Annotated in this window: 22 protein-coding genes; 15 read left to right on the top strand and 7 right to left on the bottom strand. The window is 64.2% G+C overall.

The genetic code is table 11. The annotated features are described in order from the left end of the window. The first annotated feature begins 152 nt into the window (after positions 1-152). Positions 153-3,017, top strand: a complete 2,865-nt coding sequence (gene uvrA, locus R2676_RS13765; protein ID WP_027678291.1) for an excinuclease ABC subunit UvrA — start codon at positions 153-155, stop codon at positions 3,015-3,017. Positions 3,018-3,084: 67 nt separating this feature from the next. Here uvrA and R2676_RS13760 read toward each other — a convergent pair whose 3' ends face one another. From R2676_RS13760 to R2676_RS13750, 3 genes are all read right to left on the bottom strand, one after another. After that, positions 3,085-4,761, bottom strand: a complete 1,677-nt coding sequence (locus R2676_RS13760) for a Na/Pi cotransporter family protein (protein WP_206272352.1) — start codon at positions 4,759-4,761, stop codon at positions 3,085-3,087. Between the two features lie 19 nt (positions 4,762-4,780). Beyond that, complete coding sequence (locus R2676_RS13755) at positions 4,781-5,401, bottom strand: LysE family translocator (RefSeq protein ID WP_206272353.1); 621 nt, start codon at positions 5,399-5,401, stop codon at positions 4,781-4,783. Between the two features lie 124 nt (positions 5,402-5,525). Then, positions 5,526-6,134, bottom strand: coding sequence for an adenine phosphoribosyltransferase (locus tag R2676_RS13750; RefSeq protein WP_051530827.1), 609 nt, complete (start codon positions 6,132-6,134; stop codon positions 5,526-5,528). A 108-nt stretch (positions 6,135-6,242) separates the two neighbouring features. Between R2676_RS13750 and R2676_RS13745 the strand changes: the two genes are divergently transcribed. Next, the gene (locus R2676_RS13745; RefSeq protein ID WP_206272354.1) at positions 6,243-6,821 is read left to right on the top strand and encodes a DJ-1/PfpI family protein; all 579 of its coding nucleotides are present in this window, start codon (positions 6,243-6,245) and stop codon (positions 6,819-6,821) included. 39 nt (positions 6,822-6,860) lie between these two features. Next, on the top strand, positions 6,861-7,265 hold the full coding sequence (locus tag R2676_RS13740) for a ribbon-helix-helix domain-containing protein (protein WP_027678296.1): 405 nt from the start codon (positions 6,861-6,863) through the stop codon (positions 7,263-7,265). Positions 7,266-7,275: 10 nt separating this feature from the next. Here the strand turns inward: R2676_RS13740 and R2676_RS13735 are convergent, their stop codons facing one another. Further along, positions 7,276-9,255 (bottom strand): cation:proton antiporter domain-containing protein, encoded by a 1,980-nt coding sequence (locus R2676_RS13735; RefSeq protein WP_206272355.1) that lies wholly within the window; start codon positions 9,253-9,255, stop codon positions 7,276-7,278. 309 nt (positions 9,256-9,564) lie between these two features. Here R2676_RS13735 and R2676_RS13730 point away from each other — a divergent pair, with 309 nt between their 5' ends. From R2676_RS13730 to R2676_RS13675, 12 genes are all read left to right on the top strand, one after another. Next, positions 9,565-10,548 carry a KpsF/GutQ family sugar-phosphate isomerase gene (locus R2676_RS13730; protein WP_206272356.1) on the top strand — a complete coding sequence of 328 codons (984 nt, stop codon included), beginning with the start codon at positions 9,565-9,567 and terminating at the stop codon, positions 10,546-10,548. Between the two features lie 15 nt (positions 10,549-10,563). Continuing rightward, positions 10,564-11,160, top strand: coding sequence for a KdsC family phosphatase (locus tag R2676_RS13725; RefSeq protein ID WP_102064457.1), 597 nt, complete (start codon positions 10,564-10,566; stop codon positions 11,158-11,160). Positions 11,161-11,164: 4 nt separating this feature from the next. Next, positions 11,165-11,797: an LPS export ABC transporter periplasmic protein LptC gene (gene lptC / locus R2676_RS13720; protein WP_102064456.1), complete on the top strand. Its 633-nt coding sequence runs from the start codon at positions 11,165-11,167 to the stop codon at positions 11,795-11,797. A 59-nt stretch (positions 11,798-11,856) separates the two neighbouring features. After that, entirely contained in the window at positions 11,857-12,444 is a 588-nt protein-coding gene (gene lptA, locus R2676_RS13715) for a lipopolysaccharide transport periplasmic protein LptA (protein WP_147217205.1), read from the top strand. Positions 12,445-12,474: 30 nt separating this feature from the next. Beyond that, positions 12,475-13,263 (top strand): LPS export ABC transporter ATP-binding protein, encoded by a 789-nt coding sequence (gene lptB / locus R2676_RS13710; RefSeq protein WP_004633384.1) that lies wholly within the window; start codon positions 12,475-12,477, stop codon positions 13,261-13,263. Positions 13,264-13,359: 96 nt separating this feature from the next. Further along, positions 13,360-14,871 carry an RNA polymerase factor sigma-54 gene (locus R2676_RS13705; protein ID WP_206272357.1) on the top strand — a complete coding sequence of 504 codons (1,512 nt, stop codon included), beginning with the start codon at positions 13,360-13,362 and terminating at the stop codon, positions 14,869-14,871. 50 nt (positions 14,872-14,921) lie between these two features. Then, positions 14,922-15,275 carry a ribosome hibernation-promoting factor, HPF/YfiA family gene (hpf, locus tag R2676_RS13700; RefSeq protein WP_004633388.1) on the top strand — a complete coding sequence of 118 codons (354 nt, stop codon included), beginning with the start codon at positions 14,922-14,924 and terminating at the stop codon, positions 15,273-15,275. A 346-nt stretch (positions 15,276-15,621) separates the two neighbouring features. Then, entirely contained in the window at positions 15,622-16,077 is a 456-nt protein-coding gene (gene ptsN / locus R2676_RS13695; RefSeq protein ID WP_012761097.1) for a PTS IIA-like nitrogen regulatory protein PtsN, read from the top strand. 73 nt (positions 16,078-16,150) lie between these two features. Then, the gene (gene hprK, locus R2676_RS13690) at positions 16,151-17,125 is read left to right on the top strand and encodes an HPr(Ser) kinase/phosphatase (protein ID WP_004633393.1); all 975 of its coding nucleotides are present in this window, start codon (positions 16,151-16,153) and stop codon (positions 17,123-17,125) included. Between the two features lie 186 nt (positions 17,126-17,311). Beyond that, complete coding sequence (locus R2676_RS13685) at positions 17,312-17,653, top strand: PsiF family protein (protein ID WP_206272358.1); 342 nt, start codon at positions 17,312-17,314, stop codon at positions 17,651-17,653. A gap of 94 nt (positions 17,654-17,747) precedes the next feature. Then, the gene (gene rapZ / locus R2676_RS13680) at positions 17,748-18,641 is read left to right on the top strand and encodes an RNase adapter RapZ (RefSeq protein ID WP_027678304.1); all 894 of its coding nucleotides are present in this window, start codon (positions 17,748-17,750) and stop codon (positions 18,639-18,641) included. A 99-nt stretch (positions 18,642-18,740) separates the two neighbouring features. Continuing rightward, positions 18,741-19,394: an LON peptidase substrate-binding domain-containing protein gene (locus R2676_RS13675; protein ID WP_027678305.1), complete on the top strand. Its 654-nt coding sequence runs from the start codon at positions 18,741-18,743 to the stop codon at positions 19,392-19,394. 30 nt (positions 19,395-19,424) lie between these two features. Here the strand turns inward: R2676_RS13675 and mutY are convergent, their stop codons facing one another. The 3 genes from mutY to mutM form a co-directional block, all read right to left on the bottom strand. After that, positions 19,425-20,573, bottom strand: a complete 1,149-nt coding sequence (gene mutY, locus R2676_RS13670; protein ID WP_206272359.1) for an A/G-specific adenine glycosylase — start codon at positions 20,571-20,573, stop codon at positions 19,425-19,427. Between the two features lie 103 nt (positions 20,574-20,676). Next, positions 20,677-22,620: a dynamin-like GTPase family protein gene (locus R2676_RS13665; RefSeq protein ID WP_027678307.1), complete on the bottom strand. Its 1,944-nt coding sequence runs from the start codon at positions 22,618-22,620 to the stop codon at positions 20,677-20,679. Between the two features lie 291 nt (positions 22,621-22,911). Continuing rightward, positions 22,912-23,787 (bottom strand): bifunctional DNA-formamidopyrimidine glycosylase/DNA-(apurinic or apyrimidinic site) lyase, encoded by an 876-nt coding sequence (gene mutM / locus R2676_RS13660; RefSeq protein ID WP_206272360.1) that lies wholly within the window; start codon positions 23,785-23,787, stop codon positions 22,912-22,914. Positions 23,788-23,792 lie beyond the last annotated feature (5 nt).

Below are 23,792 nucleotides of genomic sequence, written 5' to 3'. Positions count from 1 at the left end.
ACTTGAACGGCTCTGCAGATTGCCCCATCTGGGAGCAGATACCAGCAAAACCGAAGTTCGGTATATTAGCAGGCTTACCCTTTTCCACCCCTCCGCCGATTGCCGCAGGCGGTCCGCACCCCGACGCCGCATTCAGCTGCACTCAGCCGCACATGGACGAAATCAAGATTCGTGGGGCCCGTACCCACAACCTGAAGAACATCAACCTCGATCTGCCGCGCAACCAGCTGATCGTGATCACCGGGCTTTCGGGGTCGGGCAAGTCGTCGCTCGCGTTCGACACGCTGTATGCGGAGGGGCAGCGGCGCTACGTGGAATCGCTGTCGGCGTATGCCCGGCAGTTTCTGCAACTGATGGAAAAGCCCGACGTCGACCTGATCGAAGGTCTGTCGCCGGCCATTTCCATCGAGCAGAAGGCCACCAGCCACAACCCGCGCTCGACGGTCGGCACCGTCACCGAAATCCACGACTACCTGCGCCTGCTGTATGCGCGCGCCGGTACGCCCTACTGCCCCGATCACGGCCAGCCGCTCGAAGCGCAAAGCGTGTCGCAAATGGTGGATGCCGTGCTGGCGCTGCCGGCCGACACCAAGCTGATGATCCTGGCGCCCGTGGTGGCCAACCGCAAGGGCGAGCACGTCGACCTGTTTGAGGCGATGCAGGCGCAGGGTTTCGTGCGCTTTCGCATCCGCTCGGGGGGCGGCACGGCGCACGAGGCCGAGGCCAAGGTCTACGAAGTCGACAACCTGCCCAAGCTCAAGAAGAACGACAAGCATTCGATCGAGGTCGTGGTCGACCGCGTGAAGGTCAACCCGGAACTCAAGCAGCGTCTGGCCGAATCGTTCGAAACCGCGCTGCGCCTGGCCGATGGCCGCGCCATCGCGCTGGAGATGGATACAGGCAAGGAGCACGGCTTCAGCTCCAAGTTCGCCTGCCCGATCTGCTCGTATTCGCTGCAGGAGCTGGAGCCGCGGCTGTTCTCGTTCAACAACCCGATGGGCGCGTGCCCGCACTGCGACGGTCTGGGCCAGATCACGTTCTTCGATCCGAAGCGCGTGGTGGCATTTCCGAATCTGTCGCTGGCGTCGGGCGCCATCAAGGGCTGGGACCGCCGCAATCAGTTCTATTTCCAGATGCTGCAGAGCCTGGCGGCGTTCTACGACGTCGACATCGATGTTGCGTTTGAAGACCTGCCGGCCGAAATCCAACAGATCGTGCTGCACGGCTCGGGCAAGCAGCAGATTCCGTTCACATACATCAACGAGCGCGGCAAGACCACGGTGCGCGAACACGCGTTCGAGGGGATCATTCCGAACCTGGAGCGGCGCTACAAAGAGACCGACTCCATCGCGGTGCGCGAGGAGCTGGCCAAGTACCAGAACAACCAGCCCTGCCCCGAGTGCCACGGCACCCGCCTGCGCCGCGAGGCCCGCTTCGTCAAGATCGGCGAGGCCGACCAGGCACGCGGCATCTACGAAATCAACGGCTGGCCGCTGCGCGATGCGCTCACGTATTTCCTGACGCTGAACATGCACGGGGCCAAGCGCGAGATTGCCGACAAGATCGTCAAGGAAATCACCGCGCGGCTGAACTTCCTGAACAACGTCGGGCTCGATTACCTGTCGCTGGAGCGCAGCGCCGATACGCTCTCGGGCGGCGAGGCGCAGCGCATCCGGCTGGCGTCGCAGATCGGCTCGGGGCTGACCGGCGTGATGTACGTCCTGGACGAGCCGTCCATCGGCCTGCACCAGCGCGACAACGATCGGCTGATCGGCACGCTCAAGCACCTGCGCGATCTCGGCAACTCGGTGCTGGTGGTGGAGCACGATGAAGACATGATCCGCGCGTCGGACTACGTGGTGGACATCGGCCCCGGCGCCGGCGTGCACGGCGGTCAGATCATCGCCGAGGGCACGCCCAAGCAGGTCGAGCAATCGCCGGCGTCGCTGACGGGCGACTACTTGTCGGGCAAGCGCCGCATCGAGGTGCCCAAGCAGCGCACGGCGCCCGACGAGGAGCGCTGGCTGCGCATCATCAATGCCAGCGGCAATAACCTGAAGAACGTGTCGGCCGATATTCCGATCGGGCTGCTGACGTGCATCACGGGCGTGTCGGGTTCGGGCAAGTCGACGCTGATCAACGACACGCTGTACCACGCGGTGGCGCGCCATCTGTATGGCTCGACACCGGAGCCGGCAGCGCACGATCGCATCGACGGGCTCGAGCACTTCGACAAGGTCATCAACGTCGACCAATCGCCGATTGGCCGCACGCCGCGCTCGAACCCGGCCACCTACACGGGCCTGTTCACGCCGATCCGCGAGCTGTTTGCCGGCGTGCCGTCGGCCAAGGAGCGCGGGTATGACCCGGGCCGCTTCTCGTTCAACGTCAAGGGCGGCCGCTGCGAGGCCTGCCAGGGCGACGGCGTGCTGAAGGTCGAGATGCACTTCCTGCCCGACGTGTACGTGCCGTGCGACGTGTGCCACGGTAAGCGCTACAACCGCGAAACGCTGGAAGTGCTCTACAAGGGCAAGAACATCACCGAAGTGCTCGAGATGACGGTGGAGCAGGCGCACGAGTTCTTTGCGCCGGTGCCGGTGGTGCGCCGCAAGCTGCAGACGCTGCTGGATGTGGGCCTGGGCTACATCCGCCTGGGGCAATCCGCGACGACGCTCTCGGGCGGTGAAGCGCAGCGCGTGAAGCTGTCGCTCGAGCTGTCGAAACGCGACACGGGCCGCACCCTGTACATCCTGGACGAGCCGACCACCGGCCTGCACTTCCACGATATCGAGCTGCTGCTGAAGGTCATCTACAAGCTGCGCGACCACGGCAATACGATCGTGATCATCGAGCACAACCTCGACGTGATCAAAACGGCGGACTGGCTGCTCGACCTGGGCCCCGAAGGCGGCGCCGGCGGTGGGCAGATCATCGCCAAAGGCACCCCCGAGGATGTGGCCAAGAGCAAGGCGAGCTTTACCGGCAAGTACCTTGCGCCGCTGCTGAAGCGGAAGTAAGCGACCTCCTTTTCGGCAAAAAAAAGCGCAGCTTCGGCTGCGCTTTTTGCTGGGGCGACGCTGCCCCTCAGTGGCCGGCAGGCGCCGCCTCGGCGCCCACCTCGTCCGCATCCTTCATGCGACTGCGATTCAACGCGCCGGCCTCATCCAGGACCGGATACGCGGCTGCGCAGAACAGCGAATTCAATCGCTTGAAATCGCTGATGATGTCGAGATGCAACGAACTGGTCTCGATGCTCTCGGCCGTCTGCGCGGACACCCGCGTCAGGTGACTGCGCGAGTAGCGTTTCTCCAGATCGCGGAAGTGCGCCTTTTCCAGCATCAGCTTCTGCGCGCTGCGCAGGTCGCCCGTGAGAAACACCGACAGCGCCAGCTTGAGGTTCGTGACCAGGCGCCCGTGCATGTCTTCCAGCTCTTCCATGCCGGCCTCGGAAAAGGCCAGCTTGTGTGCGATCTTCTTCTCGCGCACGTCCTGCAGCATGCGGTCGAGAATGTCGCCGGCGTGCTCGAGATTGATGGTCAGCGAAATGATGTCGGCCCAGCGCTTGCCCTCGCGCGCGTCCAGCGCTTCGTGGCTCAGCTGCGTGAGATAGAGCTTGATGGCGGTGTAGAGCGCATCGACCTCGTCGTCGATCGCGCGGGTGGTCTGCAGCAGGCGCACATCGTTGGTCTTGAGCACGCGCAGGGTGTTGTCGAGCATGTGTTCAACGCGATCGCCGATGCGCAGCACCTCGCGCGCCGCGTTGCCAAGCGCCAACGTTGGCGTAGCCAGCGCAGAGGGATCGAGATAGCGCGGCGCAACCAGATCGTCGATATGCGCACCGCCCGGCAGGATGCGGGCGCACAGTCGCGCCATCGCTTCGGTAAAGCCGATCAGCAGCACCGCCAGCGCGACGTTGAACACCACATGAAACGCCACGACCACATGCTGCGGCGCCACGCCCGCGTGCGGCGCCCACGCTGCCAGTGTGTCCAGGAACGGCAGCGCCAGCGCCGCGCCCAGCATGCGCGACAGCAAGTTGCCGAGCGTCGCCCGGCGCGCGGCCTGGCTCGATGACGGTGTGGTCGCCAACGCGGCCACGGCGCTGCCGATGTTTGCGCCCAGCACAATCGCAAAGGCCACCTTGACCGACACCGCGGCCGATGCCGCCAGCGTCGCGCAGAACAGCACGACGGCCAGACTCGAATAGCACAGCAGCGTGAGCACCGCGCCAATCAGCATGTTCAGACCGGTGTCTGACGAGATGGAGCCCAGCAGCACGCGCAGCGCATTGGCTTCCACCATCGGGCTCGACGCGATCGAGATCAGCTCCAGCGCCATCATGATCAGCCCCAGGCCGATCAGCACCCGCCCAAAGTGCCCCACCGCACTGCCCTTGCGCGACAGATGCAGGATCACGCCAAAGAAGATCAGCAACGGCGACAGCCACGACAGGTCCAGCGCAAACACCTGCGCCATGATGGCCGTGCCCACGTTGGCGCCCAGCAAAATCGCCAGCGCCGACGACACGCCCATCAGCCCCTGCGCAACAAACGCCCCGACGATGGTGGCCGTCGCATTACTGCTCTGCACAAGGCACGTCACGCCGATGCCGGCCAGCAGCGCAGAGAACCGGTTCGAGACGCTGCGCGACAGCAGGCGACGCAAGTCCGCCCCATACAGGCGCAACATGCCGACCTTGACGGTCTGCGTGCCCCACACCAACAGGGCGACGCCAGAAAGCAGATTAAGCAGGGTGATCATCGATGCCGTTCTGTCTTGCTTATTTGGTCAGGGCCACGCGCAGGCCCAGCCCGATGAAAATACAGCCGCTCACCCGGTCGAGCCACAGCGACGCGCGTGGCGTACGGCGCATCCAACCGCCCAGCGCGGCCGCGCACCAGCCGTAGAGACTGAACACGACGATGGTCTGCGCCATGAACACGCCACCCAGCAGTAACATCTGCAGCGCTGCGTGGCCCGCCTGCGCATCGACAAACTGCGGCAGGAACACCACGAAGAACAACGTCACCTTCGGGTTGAGCAAATTGGCGAAGACACTCTGGCGATACACGCGCCACAGATCGGGTGCCGCCTGCGGTCCAGCAGGATTCAGGCCGACGCCGCCCTTGCTGCCCAGTGCCTGGACGCCCAACCAGATCAGGTACGCGGCGCCCAGCCAACGAATCGCCTGGAACGCCACCGGGGACGACTGCAGCACGGCGGCCAGCCCGAGCGCCGCCAGCGTCGTATGAAAGAGGCACCCTGACGCAAACCCAGCCGCCGCCGACAGCCCGGCCTTGCGGCCCTGGCTGGCACCGCGCGCGATGACCTGAAGGTTGTCCGGCCCCGGCATCACGGTGATCGCGATCGAGGTCAGCAGAAACAGCACTACGTGTGGCATCGACGTCTCCCGGTGTGCGCCGAAAATGGAAAGGCTCATGCTACTGCGCGCGGCAGTAGAACGTCATATTTTTGTCACATGAATGTATGCGGCTAGCGCATCACGCCACGTCGTTGCCGGCCGCTCAGTGACCGTCGAAGCGGCAGACCGTGAAGAGCGGCAGACCGCCTTCGATCAGCAATTGCGAGCCGCCCAGTTCGGGCAGGTCGACAATCGCAGCGCCCTCCACCACCGTCGCGCCCAGCCGCTCCAGCAGGCGCTTGCCGGCCATCATGGTGCCGCCGGTGGCGATGAGATCGTCGATCAACAAGACGCGGTCGCCGGGCTTGCAGGCATCGGCATGGATTTCCACCGTCGCGCTGCCGTATTCGAGCATGTACTCCTCGGCCACCGTGTTGAACGGCAGCTTGCCTTTCTTGCGGATCGGCACGAAGCCCAGGTTCAGCTCGTACGCCACGATCGAGCCGAGGATGAACCCGCGCGCATCGATGCCCGCCACCAGGTTCAGCCCCTGCCCCATGTAGCGATGGACGAACACGTCCACCAGCACGCGCAGGCTCTTCGGGTCCTGCAGCAGCGGCGTGATGTCGCGAAACATCACCCCGGCCTGCGGCCAATCCGGCACCGTGCGGATCCGGTCACGCAGGTAGCGCGACACATCGCCCAGTTCGGTGGACGCGGGAACGGACGACGGCGTCAGCAGCGCCGCCTGGTGATGAGGGACTTGGCTCATGGCAAAAACAGGAAAGCAGGAAACGTGGTCTGCGGTAATGGGCTACCACCCGGGCCGATTGGCGCCGAACCACAATGGGGAAACCGCAACCATACAGGAGACACGGCGATGGCAAAGAAAATTCTGATGCTGGTCGGCGACTACGTCGAGGATTACGAGGTCATGGTTCCTTTCCAGGCGCTGCAGATGGTCGGCCACACGGTGCACGCGGTCTGCCCGGACAAGCGCACCGGCGATTCCGTCGCGACCGCCGTCCACGATTTCGAAGGTGCACAGACGTACTCCGAAAAACCGGGCCATCGCTTCACCGTCAACGCCACGTTTGCCGACGTCGACCCGGCCACGTACGACGCACTCGTCGTGCCCGGCGGCCGGGCGCCCGAATACCTGCGGCTGAATGCCCGCGTGCTGGAAGTGGTGCGTCACTTCTTCCAGGCGGACAAACCCGTCGCCGCGATCTGCCACGGTGCCCAGTTGCTGTCGGCGGCGGGCGTGCTGGAAGGCAAGACGTGTTCCGCCTATCCGGCATGTGGCCCGGAAGTCACGGCCGCAGGCGGCACGTTCAAGGACATCCCGGTCGACCAAGCGCACACCGACGGCAAGCTCGTCACGGCGCCCGCGTGGCCGGCACATCCAGCGTGGTTGGCGCAGTTTCTTGAAGTCCTGGGCACGCGGGTTCTACACTGACTCGGTTGCCCGCACGCCGGGCACTCCAGGAGCCCGGCCATGTGCGAAATCTTCATCCGCGCCAATCCCCATTCGTACGACAGCCTCGCGCGCTCGCTCCGCCTGCACGGCGTGGCGACCAGCGTGCGGCTGGAATGCCTGTTCTGGGAGGTGCTCGAAGAGATCGGCCAGCGCGACGGCCTGACGGTCAACCAGCTCATCAGCAAACTCTATGACGAGCTGTTGGAGCGACGCGGCGAGGTGGCGAATTTCGCGTCATTCCTGCGCGTCTGCTGCCTGCGCTATCTGATGCTGCAGCAGGACGGGCGCATTCCCGCCGATACCCGGGTGTCGATCAGTTCGCTCGACGCCGCAGCGGTGCTCGATGGCCTGCCGCCCAACTTGGCCGATACTCCGCCGCCCCGCCGCTCGCGGGGGCCGCTGCTCGAAGCGCTCGTCAAGTAGGCCCCGCGCATCAACGCGGCGAGAGCCGCTCCTCCGCCATCTGCAGTCCCTCGGGCGTGCCGCGCAGCACGACGATATCGCCCAGTTCCAGCACGGTGTCCGGGTCCGGATCGAGCGCCCGAATGCCCTGGCGCCGGATCGCCGTGACCGACGTCTTGAAGGTCTCCAGCCCCATCGTCCCGAGCTTGCGGCCGATGGCGGGCGAGCCCTTGGCCAGCGGCACCGAATGCAGGCGCACGGCGTCGCGCTCGAGCATGTCTTCCTCGTCATCCTGGCCGTGGAAGTAGCCGCGCAGCAGGCTGTAGCGTGCGTCGCGCATCTCCTGCGCACGGCGCACCACGCGGCGCAAGGGCACGCCCAGCAGCACCAGCGCGTGCGAGGCCAGCATCAGGCTCCCTTCGATGATCTCGGGGACGACCTCCGTGGCGCCGGCTTGCTGCAGGCGGTCGAGATCCGCATCGTCGATGGTACGCACGATCACGGGCAGGGTCGGCTCCAGGGCCTGCACGTGGTGCAGCACCTTCAATGCAGACGCCGTGTCGGCGTAGGTAATGGCGACCGCCGCTGCGCGGTGGATACCGGCGGCCACCAGCGACTCGCGCCGCGCCGCATCGCCATAGACGACATGCTCGCCTGCGGCGGCGGCCTCGCGCACGCGGTCGGGGTCCAGATCCAGCGCGACGTAGCCGATGCCTTCCTGTTCCACCATGTGCGCCAGGTTCTGGCCGCTGCGCCCGTAGCCGCAGATGATGACGTGGCGCTCGGTGGCGATGCTCTGCGCGGCGATCTTGGTCATGGCCAGCGACTGCATCAGCCAATCCGTGCGCGACAGCCGCATCGCGATCACATCGCTGTATTGGATCAGGAACGGCGCCAGCAGCATCGACAGCAGCATCGCCGCCAGGATCGCCTGGCCGAGCAGCGGGTCGATGAGCTTCATGCCGTCGATCTGGTTGAGCAGCACGAAGCCGAACTCACCGGCCTGCGCCAGCCCCAGGGCCGTGCGGATCGCCGCACCGCCGCCGGAGCCGAAGGCCCGCGCCAGCAGCGCAATCAGCACGAACTTGAACAGCACCGGCGCCATCACCAGGCCCAGCACCAGCGCCCAATGCTCGAAGACCACGCGCGGGTCCAGCAGCATGCCCACCGTCACGAAGAAGAGCCCCAGCAGCACGTCGCGGAAGGGCTTGATGTCTTCTTCCACCTGCAGCTTGTACGGTGTTTCCGACACCAGCATGCCGGCCAGGAACGCGCCCAGCGCCATCGACAGGCCCAGCCGCTCCGTGAGCGCCGCCATGCCCAGCGTGACCAGCAGCAGGTTTAGCATAAAGAGTTCTTGCGAGCGCCGCGCCGCCACCAGGTGGAACCAGCGCGACAAGAGCTTCTGGCCCAGGAACAGGATCAGCACCAGCGCAACGGTGATCTTCAGGGCCGCAACCGACAGCGCCAGCGCCAGGTCAGTCGGGTTCTTGCCCAGCGACGGGATGACGATCAGCAGCAGCACCACCGCCAGATCCTGGAACAACAGCACGCTGATGATGTTGCGGCCGTGCTCGGTTTCCAGCTGCAAGCGCTCGGCCAGCATCTTCGAGACGATGGCCGTGGACGACATCGCCAACGCGCCGCCCAGCGCCAGCCCGGCCTGCCACGACAGCGGATACCAGTGCGACAGCAGCATCGACGCCGGAATCGTCAGCAGCATGGTCAGCACCACCTGTGACGCGCCGAGCCCCAGCACCAGCCGCCGCATCGAACGAAGCTTGGAGAGGTTGAACTCCAGCCCGATCGAGAACATCAGGAACACCACCCCGAACTCGGCCAGATAGCGCGTCTGGGCAGAATCGGACTCCAGCCCCGTCGCCTTCGGCCCGATCAGCACACCTACCACGAGGTAGGCCAGCATCGGCGGCAGTTGCAGCATGCGGAACAGCACCACGCCGATGACAGCGGCGGACAACAACACAAGGGTGAGTTCCAGCGGCGAATGCATGCGACGCGAAAAACCGATCGAAAGGGGTTGAACAGGAGGGGCAGCACCCGCGCATCAGGCCGGTGCGTGCACAAACGAGCACGCAGGCGCTGCAAGACCGATGCCAGGGTATAAACGAAGAACGCGATACGCGAGACGCCGCACAGCAAAAAATGACGGCGTGGCGACGGGAAGAAAAGTGATTTGAAAGCCGATTGCCGCGGCGCAGCAAAACGGAGCGCCCGCACGCTCCGCCACTCCCCGCAAGTCAAGCCCCGACGCGCCACCCGCGGCCGAGAACAGTGTCAATCGTTGTTATACTTCGCCGCCATGATAGCGAATTTCAATCCGGATCGAGCACTTGCGCTGGCGCAGCAAACCTTCGACATCGAAGCGCAAGCCGTCCTCGGTCTCAAAACCCAGGTGTCCGCCGACTTTGCGCGTGCGGTCGAAATGGTGCTCGGCTGCACCGGGCGCGTCGTTGTATCCGGCATGGGCAAATCGGGCCATGTGGCGCGCAAGATTGCCGCCACGCTGGCCTCGACCGGCACGCCGGCGTTCTTCGTGCACCCTGCAGAAGCCAGCCATGGCGACCTCGGCATGGTCACGCGCGACGACGTTTTCATCGGCTTTTCCAATTCCGGCGAAGTCTCGGAGCTGAACGTCATCCTGCCGCTCGTCAAGCGGCTCGGCGCCAAGCTGATCGCCGTCACGGGCAACCCGGAGTCCTCGCTCGGCAAGCACGCCGACGTGGTGCTCAACTCGCACGTCGATGTCGAGGCCTGCCCGCTGAACCTTGCCCCCACCGCCAGCACCACCGCGCAGATTGCGCTGGGCGATGCGCTGGCCGTGGCGGTGCTCGACGCGCGTGGCTTCGGTGCCGAAGATTTCGCCCGCTCGCATCCGGGTGGATCGCTCGGCCGCAAGCTGCTGACGCACGTGCGTGACGTCATGCGCGCCGGCGACGCCATCCCGCACGTGAATGAAGACACGCCGCTGTCGCAAGCGCTGATGGAAATCACCCGCAAGGGCATGGCGATGACCGCCGTGGTCGATGCCGATGGCCATGCCGTGGGCGTGTTCACCGACGGCGACCTGCGCCGCCTGCTCGAAACCCCGCGCGACTGGCGCACGGTGCCCATCCACGAGGTCATGCACCGCAACCCGCGCTCGGTCGGTCCCGACCAGCTCGCCGTTGAAGCCGTCGAAGTCATGGAAACGCACCGGATCAACCAGTTGCTGGTGGTGGATGCCGCCGGCCTGCTGGTGGGCGCGCTGCACATCCACGACCTGACGCGGGCCAAGGTCATCTGACCGCCCACGCCGCTGATGATCACTCCGGCCCCGTTTCCCGCCGACAGCGTCCACAGCAACATCGACGCACGCTTTCCGCAGGCAATGGAGCGCGCCGCGCGCGTGCGCCTGATGGTGTTCGACGTCGATGGCGTGCTGACCGACGGCCGCCTGCTCGTCGGGCCCGAGGGAGAAATCAGCAAAGCATTCGACACGCTCGACGGCCACGGCATCAAGCTGCTGGCACAGGCCGGTGTCACGTCGGCCATCATTACCGGGCGGCAATCCGAAATCGTCGCCTGGCGCGCCGGGGAACTCGGCATCGAACATCTGTACCAAGGCGTAGCCGACAAGCGCGAGGCGTTTGCCCACCTGCTGGCCGCCACGCAACTTCAAGCAGCAGACGCCGGCTACATGGGCGATGACTGGCCCGATCTGCCGGTGATGACGATGGTGGGCTTTACCGCCTGCCCTGCTCAGGCCCATGTCGAACTGCGCAGCCGCGCCCACTATGTCGCGCAAGCCACGGGCGGACGCGGCGCCGTGCGCGAAGTGGCCGACCTCATCCTCAAGGCACAAGGCGCCTACGACGCCCTGCTCGCGCAACTGCTGCACGCCCCGCAACCCTCCTGACTCCATGGCCAGCGAACGCTCCCAACGCCTCGTCTCCTCCGTGCTGCAGATCATGCTGCGCGGGCTGCCGATCCTGCTGATGGCGATCGTCTGCGGCGTCACGTTCCTGCTCGTGCAGGTCAACACCCCGCAAACCGACGAAGCCGCCACGCAACCCAAGCGCCACATCCCCGACTACACCATGGACGGCATCTCGGCCACGGCGCTCGACGAGACCGGCACGACCAAATACCGCTTTACCGGCGTCCACATGAATCACTATGAGGACGACCTGACCTACGACGTCACCTATCCGGCGCTGCGCGTCTATGCGCCCGATCGGCCGCAGGTCACCGCCCGCGCGGATCTCGGCAAGATGAACGGCGACGGCACCATCATCGATCTGTACAACAACGCCAAGGTCATCCGCGCACAAGGGCCCGACGCCCGCCAGGACCCGCTGATGACGGCCGACTCGACCTACTTCCAGGTGCTGCTCAACGACGACATCGTGCGCACCGACAAGCCGGTCGAGCTGCATCGCGGGCCGTCGATCATGAACGCCAACGGCCTCATCTTCAACAACGTGACGCGCCAAGTACAATTGCTGGGCAACGTGCGCGGCCGAATCGAAGGGCTGGGGGCGCCGAAGCAGTAAACTCTGCCCCCGACACCTGACAACGCCCACCGACCGCGCCCTTCTCCGACGTGATCCCCATGACTGATTCCCTCCGTGCTGCCGGCCTCGCCATCGCCGCTGCGCTGCTGCTTCCGGCTCTGCCCGCGCACGCCGAGCGCGCCGATCGCGACAAGCCGCTCGTGCTCGAAGCCGACAACGCCAGCTACGATGATCTGAAGCAGGTCTATCACCTGACCGGCAACGTGGTGCTGACCAAGGGCACCATGGTGCTGCGCTCCGACCAGGCCGATCTGCGGACCGACCCCGAGGGCTACAACTACGCCGTCGCCACTTCCAAGCCCGGCAATCTCGCCTTCATTCGCCAGAAGCGCGACAACGTCGACGAGTACATTCAGGGTTGGGGCGAGCGCATCGAATACGACGGCAAGCAAGAGATTTCCAAGCTGATCACCCGCGCCCGCATGGAGCGCCTGCAAGGCGCGACGCAGCTCGACGAGATCCGCGGCGCGGTCATCACGTACGACGGCCAGAAGGAGTTCTACACGGCCTCGGGCGGCGCTGAAAACGCCACCGCCGCCAATCCGTCGGGCCGCGTGCGCGCCGTTCTCGCGCCGCGCACGAGCACGCCTGCCGCACCGGCATCAAACCCGGCCGCCAAGCCCTGATCCGTATCGCCTGTCTTTTCTGCTTCGCTTATGTCCGCCACCACTCTCGCCCCGAAAACTGCAGCGCCGCAGGCCACGACTTCCAGCACGCTGGTCGTCCGCCATCTGAAGAAGCGCTACGGCACGCGCACGGTGGTCAAGGACGTGTCGCTCGACGTGAAAAGCGGCGAAGTGGTGGGTCTGCTTGGCCCCAACGGCGCGGGTAAGACGACCTCGTTCTACATGATCGTCGGCCTGGTGGCGCTGGACGCCGGCGACATCGTGCTCGACGGCGAGCACATCAGCCGGCTGCCGATCCATCAGCGGGCGCGCATGGGCCTGTCGTATTTGCCGCAGGAAGCGTCGGTATTCCGCAAGCTCAACGTGCAGGAAAACATCCGCGCGGTGCTCGAGCTGCAGGAGCAGAACGGCAAGAAGCTGTCGCAAGACGAAGTCAATCGCCGCCTCGACGGCTTGCTCGACGACTTGCAGATCGCTCACCTGCGCGACAACCCCGCGCTGTCGCTCTCGGGCGGTGAACGTCGCCGCGTGGAAATCGCGCGCGCCCTCGCCTCGTCGCCGCGCTTCATCCTGCTCGATGAACCGTTTGCCGGCGTCGACCCCATCGCCGTCGGTGAAATCCAACGCATCGTCAGCTTCCTGAAAGACCGCAACATCGGCGTGCTGATCACCGATCACAACGTGCGCGAAACGCTGGGCATCTGCGATCACGCCTACATCATCAGCGAAGGCACCGTGCTCGCTGCGGGCATGCCGGAGCAGATCATCGAAAACGAGGATGTACGCAAGGTCTATCTGGGCGATAACTTCCGGATGTAAGCCGCGTTGCACGCTTACGCCTTAAGGACGTGGCAAAGCCGCACCTTAAAGCAAAATCCGTTCCATCGGCGAAGTGTTGGGCATAGAATAGCCCGCATGAAACAGTCGCTCCAGCTCCGCCTCTCTCAGCACCTCGCGCTCACGCCGCAGTTGCAGCAATCGATTCGATTGCTGCAACTGTCGACCATCGAACTGCAGCAGGAAGTTGAGCAAGCCCTGACCGAAAACCCGCTGCTGGAGCGGGAAAACGAGTGGCTCGACACCTCCGCCCGCATTGGCGCAGACGGCTCCGTGAGTGCGCTGCAAAGCAACAGCGCCACACCCCTGCCCACGGAATCGCCTCCGCCGGCACCCAACGGTGGCGACAACAGCGACAGCGCCGACAACAGCTACGAGAACGGCCACGACAGCGGCGCCGATTTCGACAGCGATTACGGCTCCGACCGCTCGGACTGGAGCCTCGACGACTTCGCCCGCAAGCCGCAATCCGACGAAGACGATCGCGCGCCACTGCAGTTGCGCGAAGCCGAGCAAAGCCTGCGCGAATTCCTCATGGAACAACTCGCGCCGCTCAAGCTGTCGATGCGCGACAAGGGCCTCGTCATCTTCCTGATCGAGTCGCTCGACGACGAAGGCTATCTGTCGGGCACGCTCGACGAAATCCTGGCAGATCTGCCGGCCGAACTCGAAGTCGAACTCGACGAACTGCAAGCCGCGCTGCGCATGCTGCAGAGCTTTGATCCGCCCGGCATTGGCGCACGCTCGGCGGCCGAATGCCTGTCATTGCAACTGCATCGCCTCGATTCGCCCGCGAAAGCGCTGGCACTCATCATCGTCAATCAGCATCTTGAACTGCTTGCCGCGCGCGACTACACGCGCCTGAAGAAGGCACTCTCCGTCGATGAGCCTGCACTCAAAGCCGCACATGAGCTGATTCGTTCACTGGCGCCGTTCCCCGGCCATGCATTCGGCCGCGCCGAAGCGGACTTCGTGGTGCCCGACGTGGTCGTGCGCAAGACAAGCGCAGGCTGGATGGCGCAGCTGAACCCCGACGTCATGCCGCGCCTGCGCATCAACGACATGTACGCGCAAATCCTGCGCAGCAGTCGCGGTGAATCAGGCGCCGCCAATCTGCAGCAGAAGCTGCAGGAAGCACGTTGGCTGATCAAGAACATTCAGCAGCGCTTCGATACGATCCTGCGTGTCTCGCAAGCGATTGTCGAGCGTCAAAAGAGCTTCTTCACGCACGGCGAAATCGCCATGCGCCCCTTGGTTTTGCGGGAAATAGCCGATACACTGGGTCTACACGAGTCCACGATCTCCCGTGTGACAACGAACAAATACATGGCGACCCCGATGGGGACGTTCGAGTTGAAGTACTTCTTCGGCAGCCATGTATCGACGGAAACCGGCGGGGCCGCGTCATCCACCGCGATACGCGCGCTCATCAAGCAACTTGTAGGAGCCGAAGACCCGAAGAATCCTCTGTCCGATAGCAGAATTGCCGAACTGTTAGGCGAACAAGGATTCGTGGTGGCCCGTCGGACGGTGGCCAAATACCGCGAAGCCCTCAAGATCCCTGCAGTGAATTTGCGCAAGTCTTTATAGCCGCATCGCGGGCAGTTCCGGTGCGGCTCATCTTGAGAAGGAGAACCGCTATGAACTTCAAACTCAGTGGACACCACCTGGACATCACGCCTGCTTTGCGTGAGTACGTGGAAACGAAACTGGAGCGTGTGATCAGGCACTTCGATCAGGTGATTGGCGTCAGCGTGTTGCTATCGGTCGATAACCACAAGGAGAAGGATCGGCGTCAGTACGCGGAAATCAACCTGCACCTCAAAGGTAAGGACGTCTTCGTCGAATCACACCATGAAGATCTTTATGCGGCCATTGACCTACTCGTCGACAAACTGGACAGGCAAGTGATCAAGTACAAGGACCGCGTGCAAGGGCACGATCGCGACAGCATGAAGCACCAAGCCTTCCAGGCCGTGCAGATGCAGCAATAGCAGGACGGCACCGCAAAAACCGCGCCCCGAGTTGGCGCGGTTTTTTTATGCCGTGGTGCATTCGTGACGAATCCGATTGCAACGGATTTAAGTCGGGCTAAAATCTGACGAAAGTATGAATGCTGGCGTGGCGCGGCTTTTGGCGCGATGCTGGCAAAAACAGGGTCGATGCCGGGCGCACAGTGCCGGCACCGGCTGATCGCAGCCCTGGGGGATTCGCTTCTCTGCCCTGCGCGGTGCACCGCTGGTGCGCCGCACAAAGCGCCGCGGCACGTGGTCTATAATGACCCCATTGTCCGCGCGCCATCTTGGTGCAGAAGGACGCCGCTCATTTCACGCATTGCACATGAATCGCTTGGCCAAACTGCTGCCGCCCGGGAACATTGCCCTCGACGTCAGCGTAACCAGCAAAAAGCGGGTATTTGAACAGGCCGGCCTGCTGTTCGAGAACAACCACGGCGTGACGCGCGCAGTCGTCACCGACAACCTGTTCGCGCGCGAGTCGCTGGGCTCCACAGGCCTAGGCGCCGGCGTGGCGATCCCGCACGGGCGCATCAAGGGGCTCAAGCAACCGCTGGCCGCTTTCATGCGCCTGTCCGAACCGGTGCCCTTTGAATCACCCGACGGCAAACCGGTCTCGCTACTGATCTTCCTGCTGGTGCCTGAACAGGCCACCCAGCAGCATTTGGAAATCCTGTCTGAAATCGCCCAGCTGCTGTCCGACCGTGACATGCGCGAAGGCCTCGCCACCCTGCCGTCGCCCGAGGCGATTCACCAGCTACTGACCGACTGGCGGCCCTGATCGCAGCGCAATCGGGGGCAAGCGCAACCGATTGCGAACGCGCTATGCCCCGTCGGCACCACCGTGCCCTGCTATGGAACTGACCGGCGTCATCGCCCAATCGATCTTTGACGACAACGCAGCCGATCTGAAGCTGTCGTGGGTCGCCGGCCTGGAGGGCGCGGACCGCGCGTTCGACGTGGACTTCGCCAAGGAAGCGACCTCCGCGGCGGACCTCGTCGGGCACTTGAACCTCATCCATCCAAATCGCATCCAGGTGCTCGGCAAGCCCGAGATCACCTACTACCAGCGCCTGTCGGAAGAAAACCGCAAGCGACAGATGGGCGAGCTGATCTTGCTGGAGCCGCCCTTCCTGGTCGTGGCCGATGGTGTGGATCCGCCCCCGGACCTGGAGCTGCGCTGCACGCGTTCGTCTACGCCGCTGTTCACGTCGCCGATTTCCTCGGCTGCCGTCATCGATCACCTGCGCTTGTATCTGTCGCGCATCTCGGCACCGCGCGTGACGATGCACGGGGTGTTTCTCGACATCCTTGGCATGGGCGTGCTGATCATGGGCGATTCGGGTCTGGGCAAGAGCGAGTTGGGCCTGGAACTGATCTCGCGCGGCCACGGCCTCGTTGCCGACGACGCAGTCGACTTCGTGCGGCTGGGTCCGGACTTCATTGAGGGGCGCTGCCCGCCGCTGCTGCAGAACCTGCTGGAAGTGCGCGGCCTGGGCCTGCTCGACATCAAGACGATCTTCGGTGAAACCGCGGTGCGCCGGAAGATGAAGATCAAGCTGATCGTGCAGCTCGTGCGCCGCAACGATGGCGAGTTCGAACGCCTGCCGCTCGATTCGCAATACCTCGATGTGCTGGGGTTGCCGATCCACATGGTGAAGATCCAGGTGGCCGCCGGCCGCAACTTGGCTGTGCTGGTCGAAGCCGCCGTGCGCAATACCATCCTGCGTCTGCGCGGCATTGATACGTTGCGCGACTTCATGGACCGCCAGCGCGCCGCCATGCAGGCAGAAGCCGCATCGCACTCGCCCCAGGGCCGTCTGCTTTAACAAAGCCGCCACAAAGTTTCGTATTCAGACCGGTTTACCCTAGTTTTCGCTGCGAAACGTCAACCCGACGTGCGGCCGCCCCGTTGTGGGAGGGAATGCGCCGAGCACACAACGCGGCGGCGTTCATCGCGAGCGCGGCGGCTTGTTTTCGCCCGCTCTTCTGACGGTACCAAGGAGAATACGACGATGAAACAACTGATTGCCGCTTGCGCCCTGGCGCTCCCGTTCCTCGCCGGCCAGGCTTTCGCCCAAGGCAGCGCACCCGCAGCCGCGCCCGCCGCACCTGCTGCCGCCCCGGCAGCCAAGAATTCGCAGCAAGACAAGATGAAGCAATGCAACATGGACGCCGCCGGCAAGAAGGGCGACGAGCGCAAGGCCTTCATGAAAGGCTGCCTGTCGGACAAACCGGCTGCGGCCGCCAAGCCGATGACGCAGCAGGAAAAGATGGCAGCCTGCTCCAAGGCCAACAAGGGCAAGAAGGGCGACGAGTACAAGAACGCCCAGAAAGAATGCCTCTCGAAGGGCTGAGCATTCCCTTAACTTCGCTCGAAAAAAGGCGGCCGGATCGGTCGCCTTTTTTGTTGGTCGCTGCTTTGCAACACAGGGATGCTATCCTCGCGGCATGCGGATCATTCTCATCACCGGTATGTCGGGTTCAGGGAAATCGGTCGCCCTGAACGTGCTCGAAGACGCAGGCTACTACTGCGTCGACAACCTGCCCGCGCAGTTCATCCCCGAACTGGCGCGCTATCTGGCGGACCAGGGTTATACGCATCTGGGCGTGGCCACTGACATCCGCAGCCGTGAATCGCTGCGCAAGGTGCCCGAGACGGTCACCGTGCTGCGCAAGGAACACGACGTGCGCATGCTGTTTTTGACGGCGAGCACGAACGCGCTGGTGCAGCGCTATTCCGAGACGCGCCGCCGGCATCCGCTGTCGATCCGCAACGGCCGCCCCGATACCGCCGCCAACGTGCAGGCCGCCGCCAAGGGCCTCGACACCTCGCTCATCGAAGCGATCGAGATGGAACGCGAGCTGCTCAGCCCGCTTGCCGATCCGGCCCATCGCATCGACACCAGCACGCTGCGCACCAACGCCCTGCGCGCGTACATCAAAGAATTCATCAGCGACGAGCCGCACGACATCACGTTGATGTTCGAATCGTTCGGCTTCAAGCATGGCGTGCCGACCGACGCCGATCTCGTCTTCGACGTGCGTTCGCTGCCCAACCCGTACTACGACACGCAATTGCGTCCGCTCACGGGCCGCGATCAACCCGTCATCGATTTCCTGCAAAGCCAGCCGATGGTGCTTGCGATGGCCGAAGACATTCGCGCCTACGTGGAAAAGTGGCTGCCGAGTTTCATCGCCGACAACCGCAGCTACCTGACCGTCGCGATCGGCTGCACGGGAGGCCAGCATCGTTCCGTATACATCGCGGAACGGCTTGCCACGTACTTCCGCGCGCATGGTAATGTGTTGGTCCGCCACCGCGAATTGGCCGTAGACGGTTGACCGCGCCGGATATGTCCCGCGCGCGACTCCGTTTCATCTGGATGCGGCTTCTTGCGCGGCGCCACGCGAAGGTCTTGCCGCCTGCCGAAAAGCCCGTCCATGCAAGAAGACATCGCTCTCTCACCGTTCTCGCCGCTGCCGCCGCTGCCCACTGAGTTGCCGCTGTTTCCGTTGCACACGGTGCTGTTTCCGGGCGGCCTTCTCCCGCTGCGCATTTTCGAAGCCCGCTACATGGACATGGTGCGCACGTGCCTGCGCGACAAGACGCCCTTCGGCGTCTGCCTGATCGAGCGCGGCAACGAAGTCGGCACCACCGACAACCCGACCGTGCCAGTCGACGTGGGCTGCATTGCCCACATCACCGAATGCGATATGGAGCAACTGGGCCTACTGATGATCAAGGTGCGTGGTACGCAGCGCTTCAAGGTGCTGTCGTTCGAGACGACGCCCAACGGCCTCATGCGCGGCACGGTGGAGCCCATCGGCGCCGACGTGGAAGATTGCAAGGGCGAACTCTTCGACGATTGCGTGGGCGCCCTGCGCCGCATCATCACGACGCTCGGCTCACGCGAAGACGGCAACGTTCCGATGGTCGAACCCTACGAATGGAACAGCCCGAGCTGGGTCGCGAATCGGCTGTGCGAACTGCTGCCGGTGCCGCTCAAGGCCAAGCAGAAATTGATGGAGCTGATGGACGCCGGCATGCGCATCGAGATCGTCCATCGCTACATGAAGCAGCACCACATTCTGTGATGCCAACTCGGCCAAGCCTGGCCGTGTTCGTCAGATCAGGCTTGGCTGTACCAGCGTCTCCAGCGCCAATTTCACCGGCGCAGGCATTCCCACCGAATTGAGTTGTGCAAGCGGTACCCAGCGCCAGTCGTCGTCGAGCGCGGCGGGTGTGGCGATCTCCGCGCGCAGCAGATGCATGTGCAGGCGGAAGTGCGTGAAGGTGTGCGTGAGCGCGCCGGCCATCTCCACGGTGGAGACGTCGCCATAGGCCTGCGCGGCACGACGCACGGTGCCCACATCCAGCGGATGCGTGTCGAGCGCGTCGCCCATCTCGCCCACCAGCGGCAACGACCACAAGCCGCCCCAGATACCGCGTTGCGGGCGACGCTGCAGCAACACCGCGTCGGCGTGCAGCGCGATGACAAGGGTGGCGGCGCGCTCGGGGATCGCCTTACGCGGGCGCGGCACCGGCAGCTCCATCACGCGACCGCTACTGCGTGCTTCGCATAGCGATTCGAGCGGACAAGGCCGCTCGCCGCTCAGGCATGCGGGCTTGCCGCGCGTGCACACCGTGGCACCCAGATCCATCAAACCCTGCGTGTACGGTTGAATGCCCTCGGCCGGCGGCAGTACGGCTTCGGCGATGCGCCACATGGTGTCTTCGACGCGCTTGTCACCAGGAAAGCCATCAATGCCGAACACACGCGCGAAGACGCGCTTGACGTTGCCATCGAGAATGGCCGCGCGCACGCCGTACGAAAACGCAGCGATGGCCGCCGCGGTCGACCGGCCGATGCCCGGCAGCGTCGCCAATACCTCAGGATCATGCGGGAAGATGCCGCCGTGCTCCGCCACCACGATCTGCGCGCAGCGATGCAGATTGCGTGCGCGCGTGTAATAGCCGAGGCCCGCCCACGCAGCCATCACGTCGTCTGCCGGCGCAGCGGCCAGCGCGTGCACGGTGGGGAAGCGTTCGATGAAGCGTGCGTAGTAGCCCAGCACCGCGCTCACTTGCGTCTGCTGCAGCATGATCTCGGAGAGCCATGTGCGATACGCGTCGCCGGTGTTCTGCCACGGCAGATGGTGACGGCCATGACGCTGCTGCCAGGCGATCACGCGCGTGGCGAAATCGTCAGGAATCGGCGGCAATACGGGAACGGGCTGAGCAACGCGGCGCGTGCGGCGGGGGCTGGCGGTCATGCGTGTGATGGAAAAGCGGCGGACGGAACGTGCGCGCTGGCGGCGATCCTACCAGAACGAAAAAAGCGCCCGCAGGCGCCTTCTCCGTAACGAACGATGCGCGTCAGGCCGCGAACGACTGCCGCTCCAGGATCGTCCCGGCCGCGAGAATGCGATCGGTGTACTGCGCGATCGTGCCGCTGCGTTCGTCCAGCGTGTTGAGCAGCGCTTCCAGTTCTGTGATGCGCGCTTCCAGCGTATCGGTGGCCTCGTGAATGCGCTCGATCGAATCGACACGCTTGCGCAGTTGCTTCTGGTGATCGCGCACCTGCGCTTCGAGCGGCGTCATGACCGACTTCAGCCAGATCTCGATGTCGCGGTTCATGTCCTGGAAGGTGTCCAGCACGCGGCTGGCCACCGTCGAGAATGCACCGTGCACGAGTTGCGGCTTCGGACGCGTCAGGAAGCTGAACGCGCCAAAGTGGTTGTGCGCGAGCATCAGCGTCTCTTTCAGATCGGCGTCGTAGCGCGTGCCCAAAAAGCGCAGCGGCGGCGACAGCGTGAAGCCGTGCTCGGCGTTGAACTTCTTGTACATGCCGTCAACCATCTGGTGCAGTTGGTCGATGCGGTTGGCCGCGTCGCGCACCAGGCCGGTCAGGTGGCCGAACAGCTTGTCCATGTCGTCGCGCAGGCCGCGCGAGAACACGCGCTCCTTCATCTTCTCGCGCGCTTCGCGCATGGTCGAACGGATCTGCTTGAGCTGCACGCTCTTGATGATCTCCGCGCTGTGGCGGCCGAACACCGTGCGCAGCGCCTGGAATTTGGCAATGCTCTGCTCGAACTCTTCCTTCTCGCCCTGCACGCGCATCAGCATGTGCTTGACCATCGTGTGGTTCTTGCCGCGCAGGCCGCGCAGTTCGAACAGCTGCTCGACGATGTCGCGGCGGCGCATCTGCAGCAGTTGCTGCGCACCGGCGGCCATGTCCTTCACCGCCAGCTGAACCTGCTCGGTAACGATCTCGCGACGCTGCGGAATCAGCTGATCCGACAGCACCGACTCCAGCTCCGGCAGCCGGCTCTTGGCCAGCAGTTCGTGATCGTGGCTGACCTTCGCCAGCAAGCCCTTCTGCGCCGAGACCGGATACACGCGCTCGACATCGATATCGAGCACCTGCGCCGTCGTCATGATCTGGCGGCTGACTTCGCTCTCGACTTCTTCTTCAGACTTGAGCGGATCCCACAGGCCATCGACCTTGTTGAGCACCGCGATGCAGCCCTTGCGCTGACCACCGCCCACATGCGAGCGCCACAGTTCCAGGTCGCTCTTGGTCACGCCGGCGTCCGCTGCCAGCACGAACACGACGACATGCGCATCCGGAATCAGGCGCAGCGTCAGTTCCGGCTCGGTACCGATGGCGTTCAGGCCCGGCGTATCCAGGATCACCAGCCCCTGCTTGAGCATCGGATGCGGGAAATTGATGATCGCGTGCCGCCACTTCGACACCTCGACCGTGCCCGCGGCATCCACCGAGAACGCGGCGTCGGGATCGGCGTCGTTATAGAGGCCCAGCTGCTCGGCTTCTTCCTTGGGCACGCGCACGGTTTCCACCACGTGGCGGAACGCCTCGAGCATGCCCTCGGGCGACGACGGATCGAGCGGCACCGACAGCCAATGACTTTCGGCATCGCGAAAATCAGCGGTCGACGCATCGTGCAGGCGCGTCTCGATCGGCAGCAGACGGATCGACGGCGGATAGCTTTCGTCGTACATCAGCTCGGTCGGACACATCGTGGTCCGGCCCGCCGACGACGGCAGGATGCGGCGGCCAAAGTCTGCAAAGAAGATGGCGTTGATCAGCTCGCTCTTGCCACGAGAGAACTCGGCAATGAAAGCGACCTTGAGCTTGTCGCTGCGCAGCACGCCCCGGATGCGCTGCGCGCGCATGTCGGCCTGGGCGTCGTACAGCTCCTGCGCTTGCAGCCAGTCCTGGAATTCCCCCACCGACTGCAGTACTGAAGCGCGCCAGGCGCTGTACTGCTCGAACTGTGTGCTCAGTGTGTTGTTCATCGTTCTGTCTTATTTTGTGTGCGCGACCCGACCGCCAAAAAAAAATGCGCGCCCCTCGACATCGCTGTTACCGCCCAATTACGGCACAGAAATGCACAAATTTAGGTGGAACGATACAGCGAACCGCCGGCTTCCGGGCGAACTTTCCGCAAGGTTCTCCAGCCCGAGCAGACAAGTGTTGCGGGATGCCATCGAAGGCCCCGCACCCCACTTCAAAAACCTTGCGAAATGGCGTCTAGATCGCTCCAGCACGGCCTTTTTCAGCGGCTTCGGGTGGCGTGATGCGGTCGATCAGCGTTGACAGGTCGGACAGTAAAACGTCGAGCGCTGACCCTGCACGATCTGGCGGATCGGCGTGCCGCACACCCGGCACGGCAGACCAGCGCGGTCGTACACGAAGGCATCGAGTTGGAAGTAGCCGCTTTGTCCGTCCGAGCCGACAAAGTCACGCAGCGTGCTGCCGCCCCGTGCGATGGCATCTGCCAGCGTGGCGCGAATGGCCTCGGCCAGTGCCGCATAGCGGGGCCGGCTGATGCGACCCGCCGCGGTGGTCGGCCTGATTCCTGCGCGAAACAGGCTTTCCGAACAATAGATATTGCCCACGCCGACCACGATGTCGCCGGCCAAGAGCGCCGACTTGATGGCGACCCGGCGCCCGCGCGTGCGGGCAAACATCCAGTCTCCGTCGAATCGCGCGTCGAAGGGTTCGATGCCGAGATTGCGGAGCAACGGATGTTCAGCCAGGCCGGCTTCGTCGCCCGCATGCCAAAGCACGGCACCAAAGCGGCGAGGATCCCGATAGCGCAGTGTGATGGATACGCCAGTTGCGTCAGCGAGTTCGATATCGACGTGATCGTGCGGGCCGGGCGGCACGGGCGTTTCCAGCACGCGCAAGGTGCCCGTCATCCCAAGGTGGATAAGCAGCCAGCCGCCTGCGGTATCGGCGGGGCGGCCGGACTGCCCCGCCACGGGCATGCATTCGATGAGCAGGTATTTGCCCCGGCGCAGCAGGCGCGTGACGGTCAGGCCCGCAAGCAACTCCGGCAGCGCCGGATCGATCGGCCAGCGCAAGCCGTGGTGGCGCACCACGACGCGCTCGATACGTCGCTCCGTAATATGCGGTAGCAAACCCAGACGCGTGACCTCGACCTCCGGCAACTCAGGCATCGAAC

The sequence above is a fragment of the Ralstonia flatus genome (assembly GCF_958439105.1).
Lineage (GTDB): Bacteria > Pseudomonadota > Gammaproteobacteria > Burkholderiales > Burkholderiaceae > Ralstonia > Ralstonia flatus.
The sequence above is the reverse complement of the archived record's forward strand: the minus strand, read 5'-3'. Positions and strand labels throughout refer to the sequence as shown.

Bases quoted from the DNA above. Each gene is read 5' to 3' on its own strand.
- uvrA (WP_027678291.1), top strand. From the start codon at position 153: ATGGACGAAATCAAGATTCGTGGGGCCCGTACCCACAACCTGAAGAAC.
- R2676_RS13760 (WP_206272352.1), bottom strand. From the start codon at position 4,761: ATGATCACCCTGCTTAATCTGCTTTCTGGCGTCGCCCTGTTGGTGTGG.
- R2676_RS13755 (WP_206272353.1), bottom strand. From the start codon at position 5,401: ATGCCACACGTAGTGCTGTTTCTGCTGACCTCGATCGCGATCACCGTG.
- R2676_RS13750 (WP_051530827.1), bottom strand. From the start codon at position 6,134: ATGAGCCAAGTCCCTCATCACCAGGCGGCGCTGCTGACGCCGTCGTCC.
- R2676_RS13745 (WP_206272354.1), top strand. From the start codon at position 6,243: ATGGCAAAGAAAATTCTGATGCTGGTCGGCGACTACGTCGAGGATTAC.
- R2676_RS13740 (WP_027678296.1), top strand. From the start codon at position 6,861: ATGTGCGAAATCTTCATCCGCGCCAATCCCCATTCGTACGACAGCCTC.
- R2676_RS13735 (WP_206272355.1), bottom strand. From the start codon at position 9,255: ATGCATTCGCCGCTGGAACTCACCCTTGTGTTGTTGTCCGCCGCTGTC.
- R2676_RS13730 (WP_206272356.1), top strand. From the start codon at position 9,565: ATGATAGCGAATTTCAATCCGGATCGAGCACTTGCGCTGGCGCAGCAA.
- R2676_RS13725 (WP_102064457.1), top strand. From the start codon at position 10,564: ATGATCACTCCGGCCCCGTTTCCCGCCGACAGCGTCCACAGCAACATC.
- lptC (WP_102064456.1), top strand. From the start codon at position 11,165: ATGGCCAGCGAACGCTCCCAACGCCTCGTCTCCTCCGTGCTGCAGATC.
- lptA (WP_147217205.1), top strand. From the start codon at position 11,857: ATGACTGATTCCCTCCGTGCTGCCGGCCTCGCCATCGCCGCTGCGCTG.
- lptB (WP_004633384.1), top strand. From the start codon at position 12,475: ATGTCCGCCACCACTCTCGCCCCGAAAACTGCAGCGCCGCAGGCCACG.
- R2676_RS13705 (WP_206272357.1), top strand. From the start codon at position 13,360: ATGAAACAGTCGCTCCAGCTCCGCCTCTCTCAGCACCTCGCGCTCACG.
- hpf (WP_004633388.1), top strand. From the start codon at position 14,922: ATGAACTTCAAACTCAGTGGACACCACCTGGACATCACGCCTGCTTTG.
- ptsN (WP_012761097.1), top strand. From the start codon at position 15,622: ATGAATCGCTTGGCCAAACTGCTGCCGCCCGGGAACATTGCCCTCGAC.
- hprK (WP_004633393.1), top strand. From the start codon at position 16,151: ATGGAACTGACCGGCGTCATCGCCCAATCGATCTTTGACGACAACGCA.
- R2676_RS13685 (WP_206272358.1), top strand. From the start codon at position 17,312: ATGAAACAACTGATTGCCGCTTGCGCCCTGGCGCTCCCGTTCCTCGCC.
- rapZ (WP_027678304.1), top strand. From the start codon at position 17,748: ATGCGGATCATTCTCATCACCGGTATGTCGGGTTCAGGGAAATCGGTC.
- R2676_RS13675 (WP_027678305.1), top strand. From the start codon at position 18,741: ATGCAAGAAGACATCGCTCTCTCACCGTTCTCGCCGCTGCCGCCGCTG.
- mutY (WP_206272359.1), bottom strand. From the start codon at position 20,573: ATGACCGCCAGCCCCCGCCGCACGCGCCGCGTTGCTCAGCCCGTTCCC.
- R2676_RS13665 (WP_027678307.1), bottom strand. From the start codon at position 22,620: ATGAACAACACACTGAGCACACAGTTCGAGCAGTACAGCGCCTGGCGC.
- mutM (WP_206272360.1), bottom strand. From the start codon at position 23,787: ATGCCTGAGTTGCCGGAGGTCGAGGTCACGCGTCTGGGTTTGCTACCG.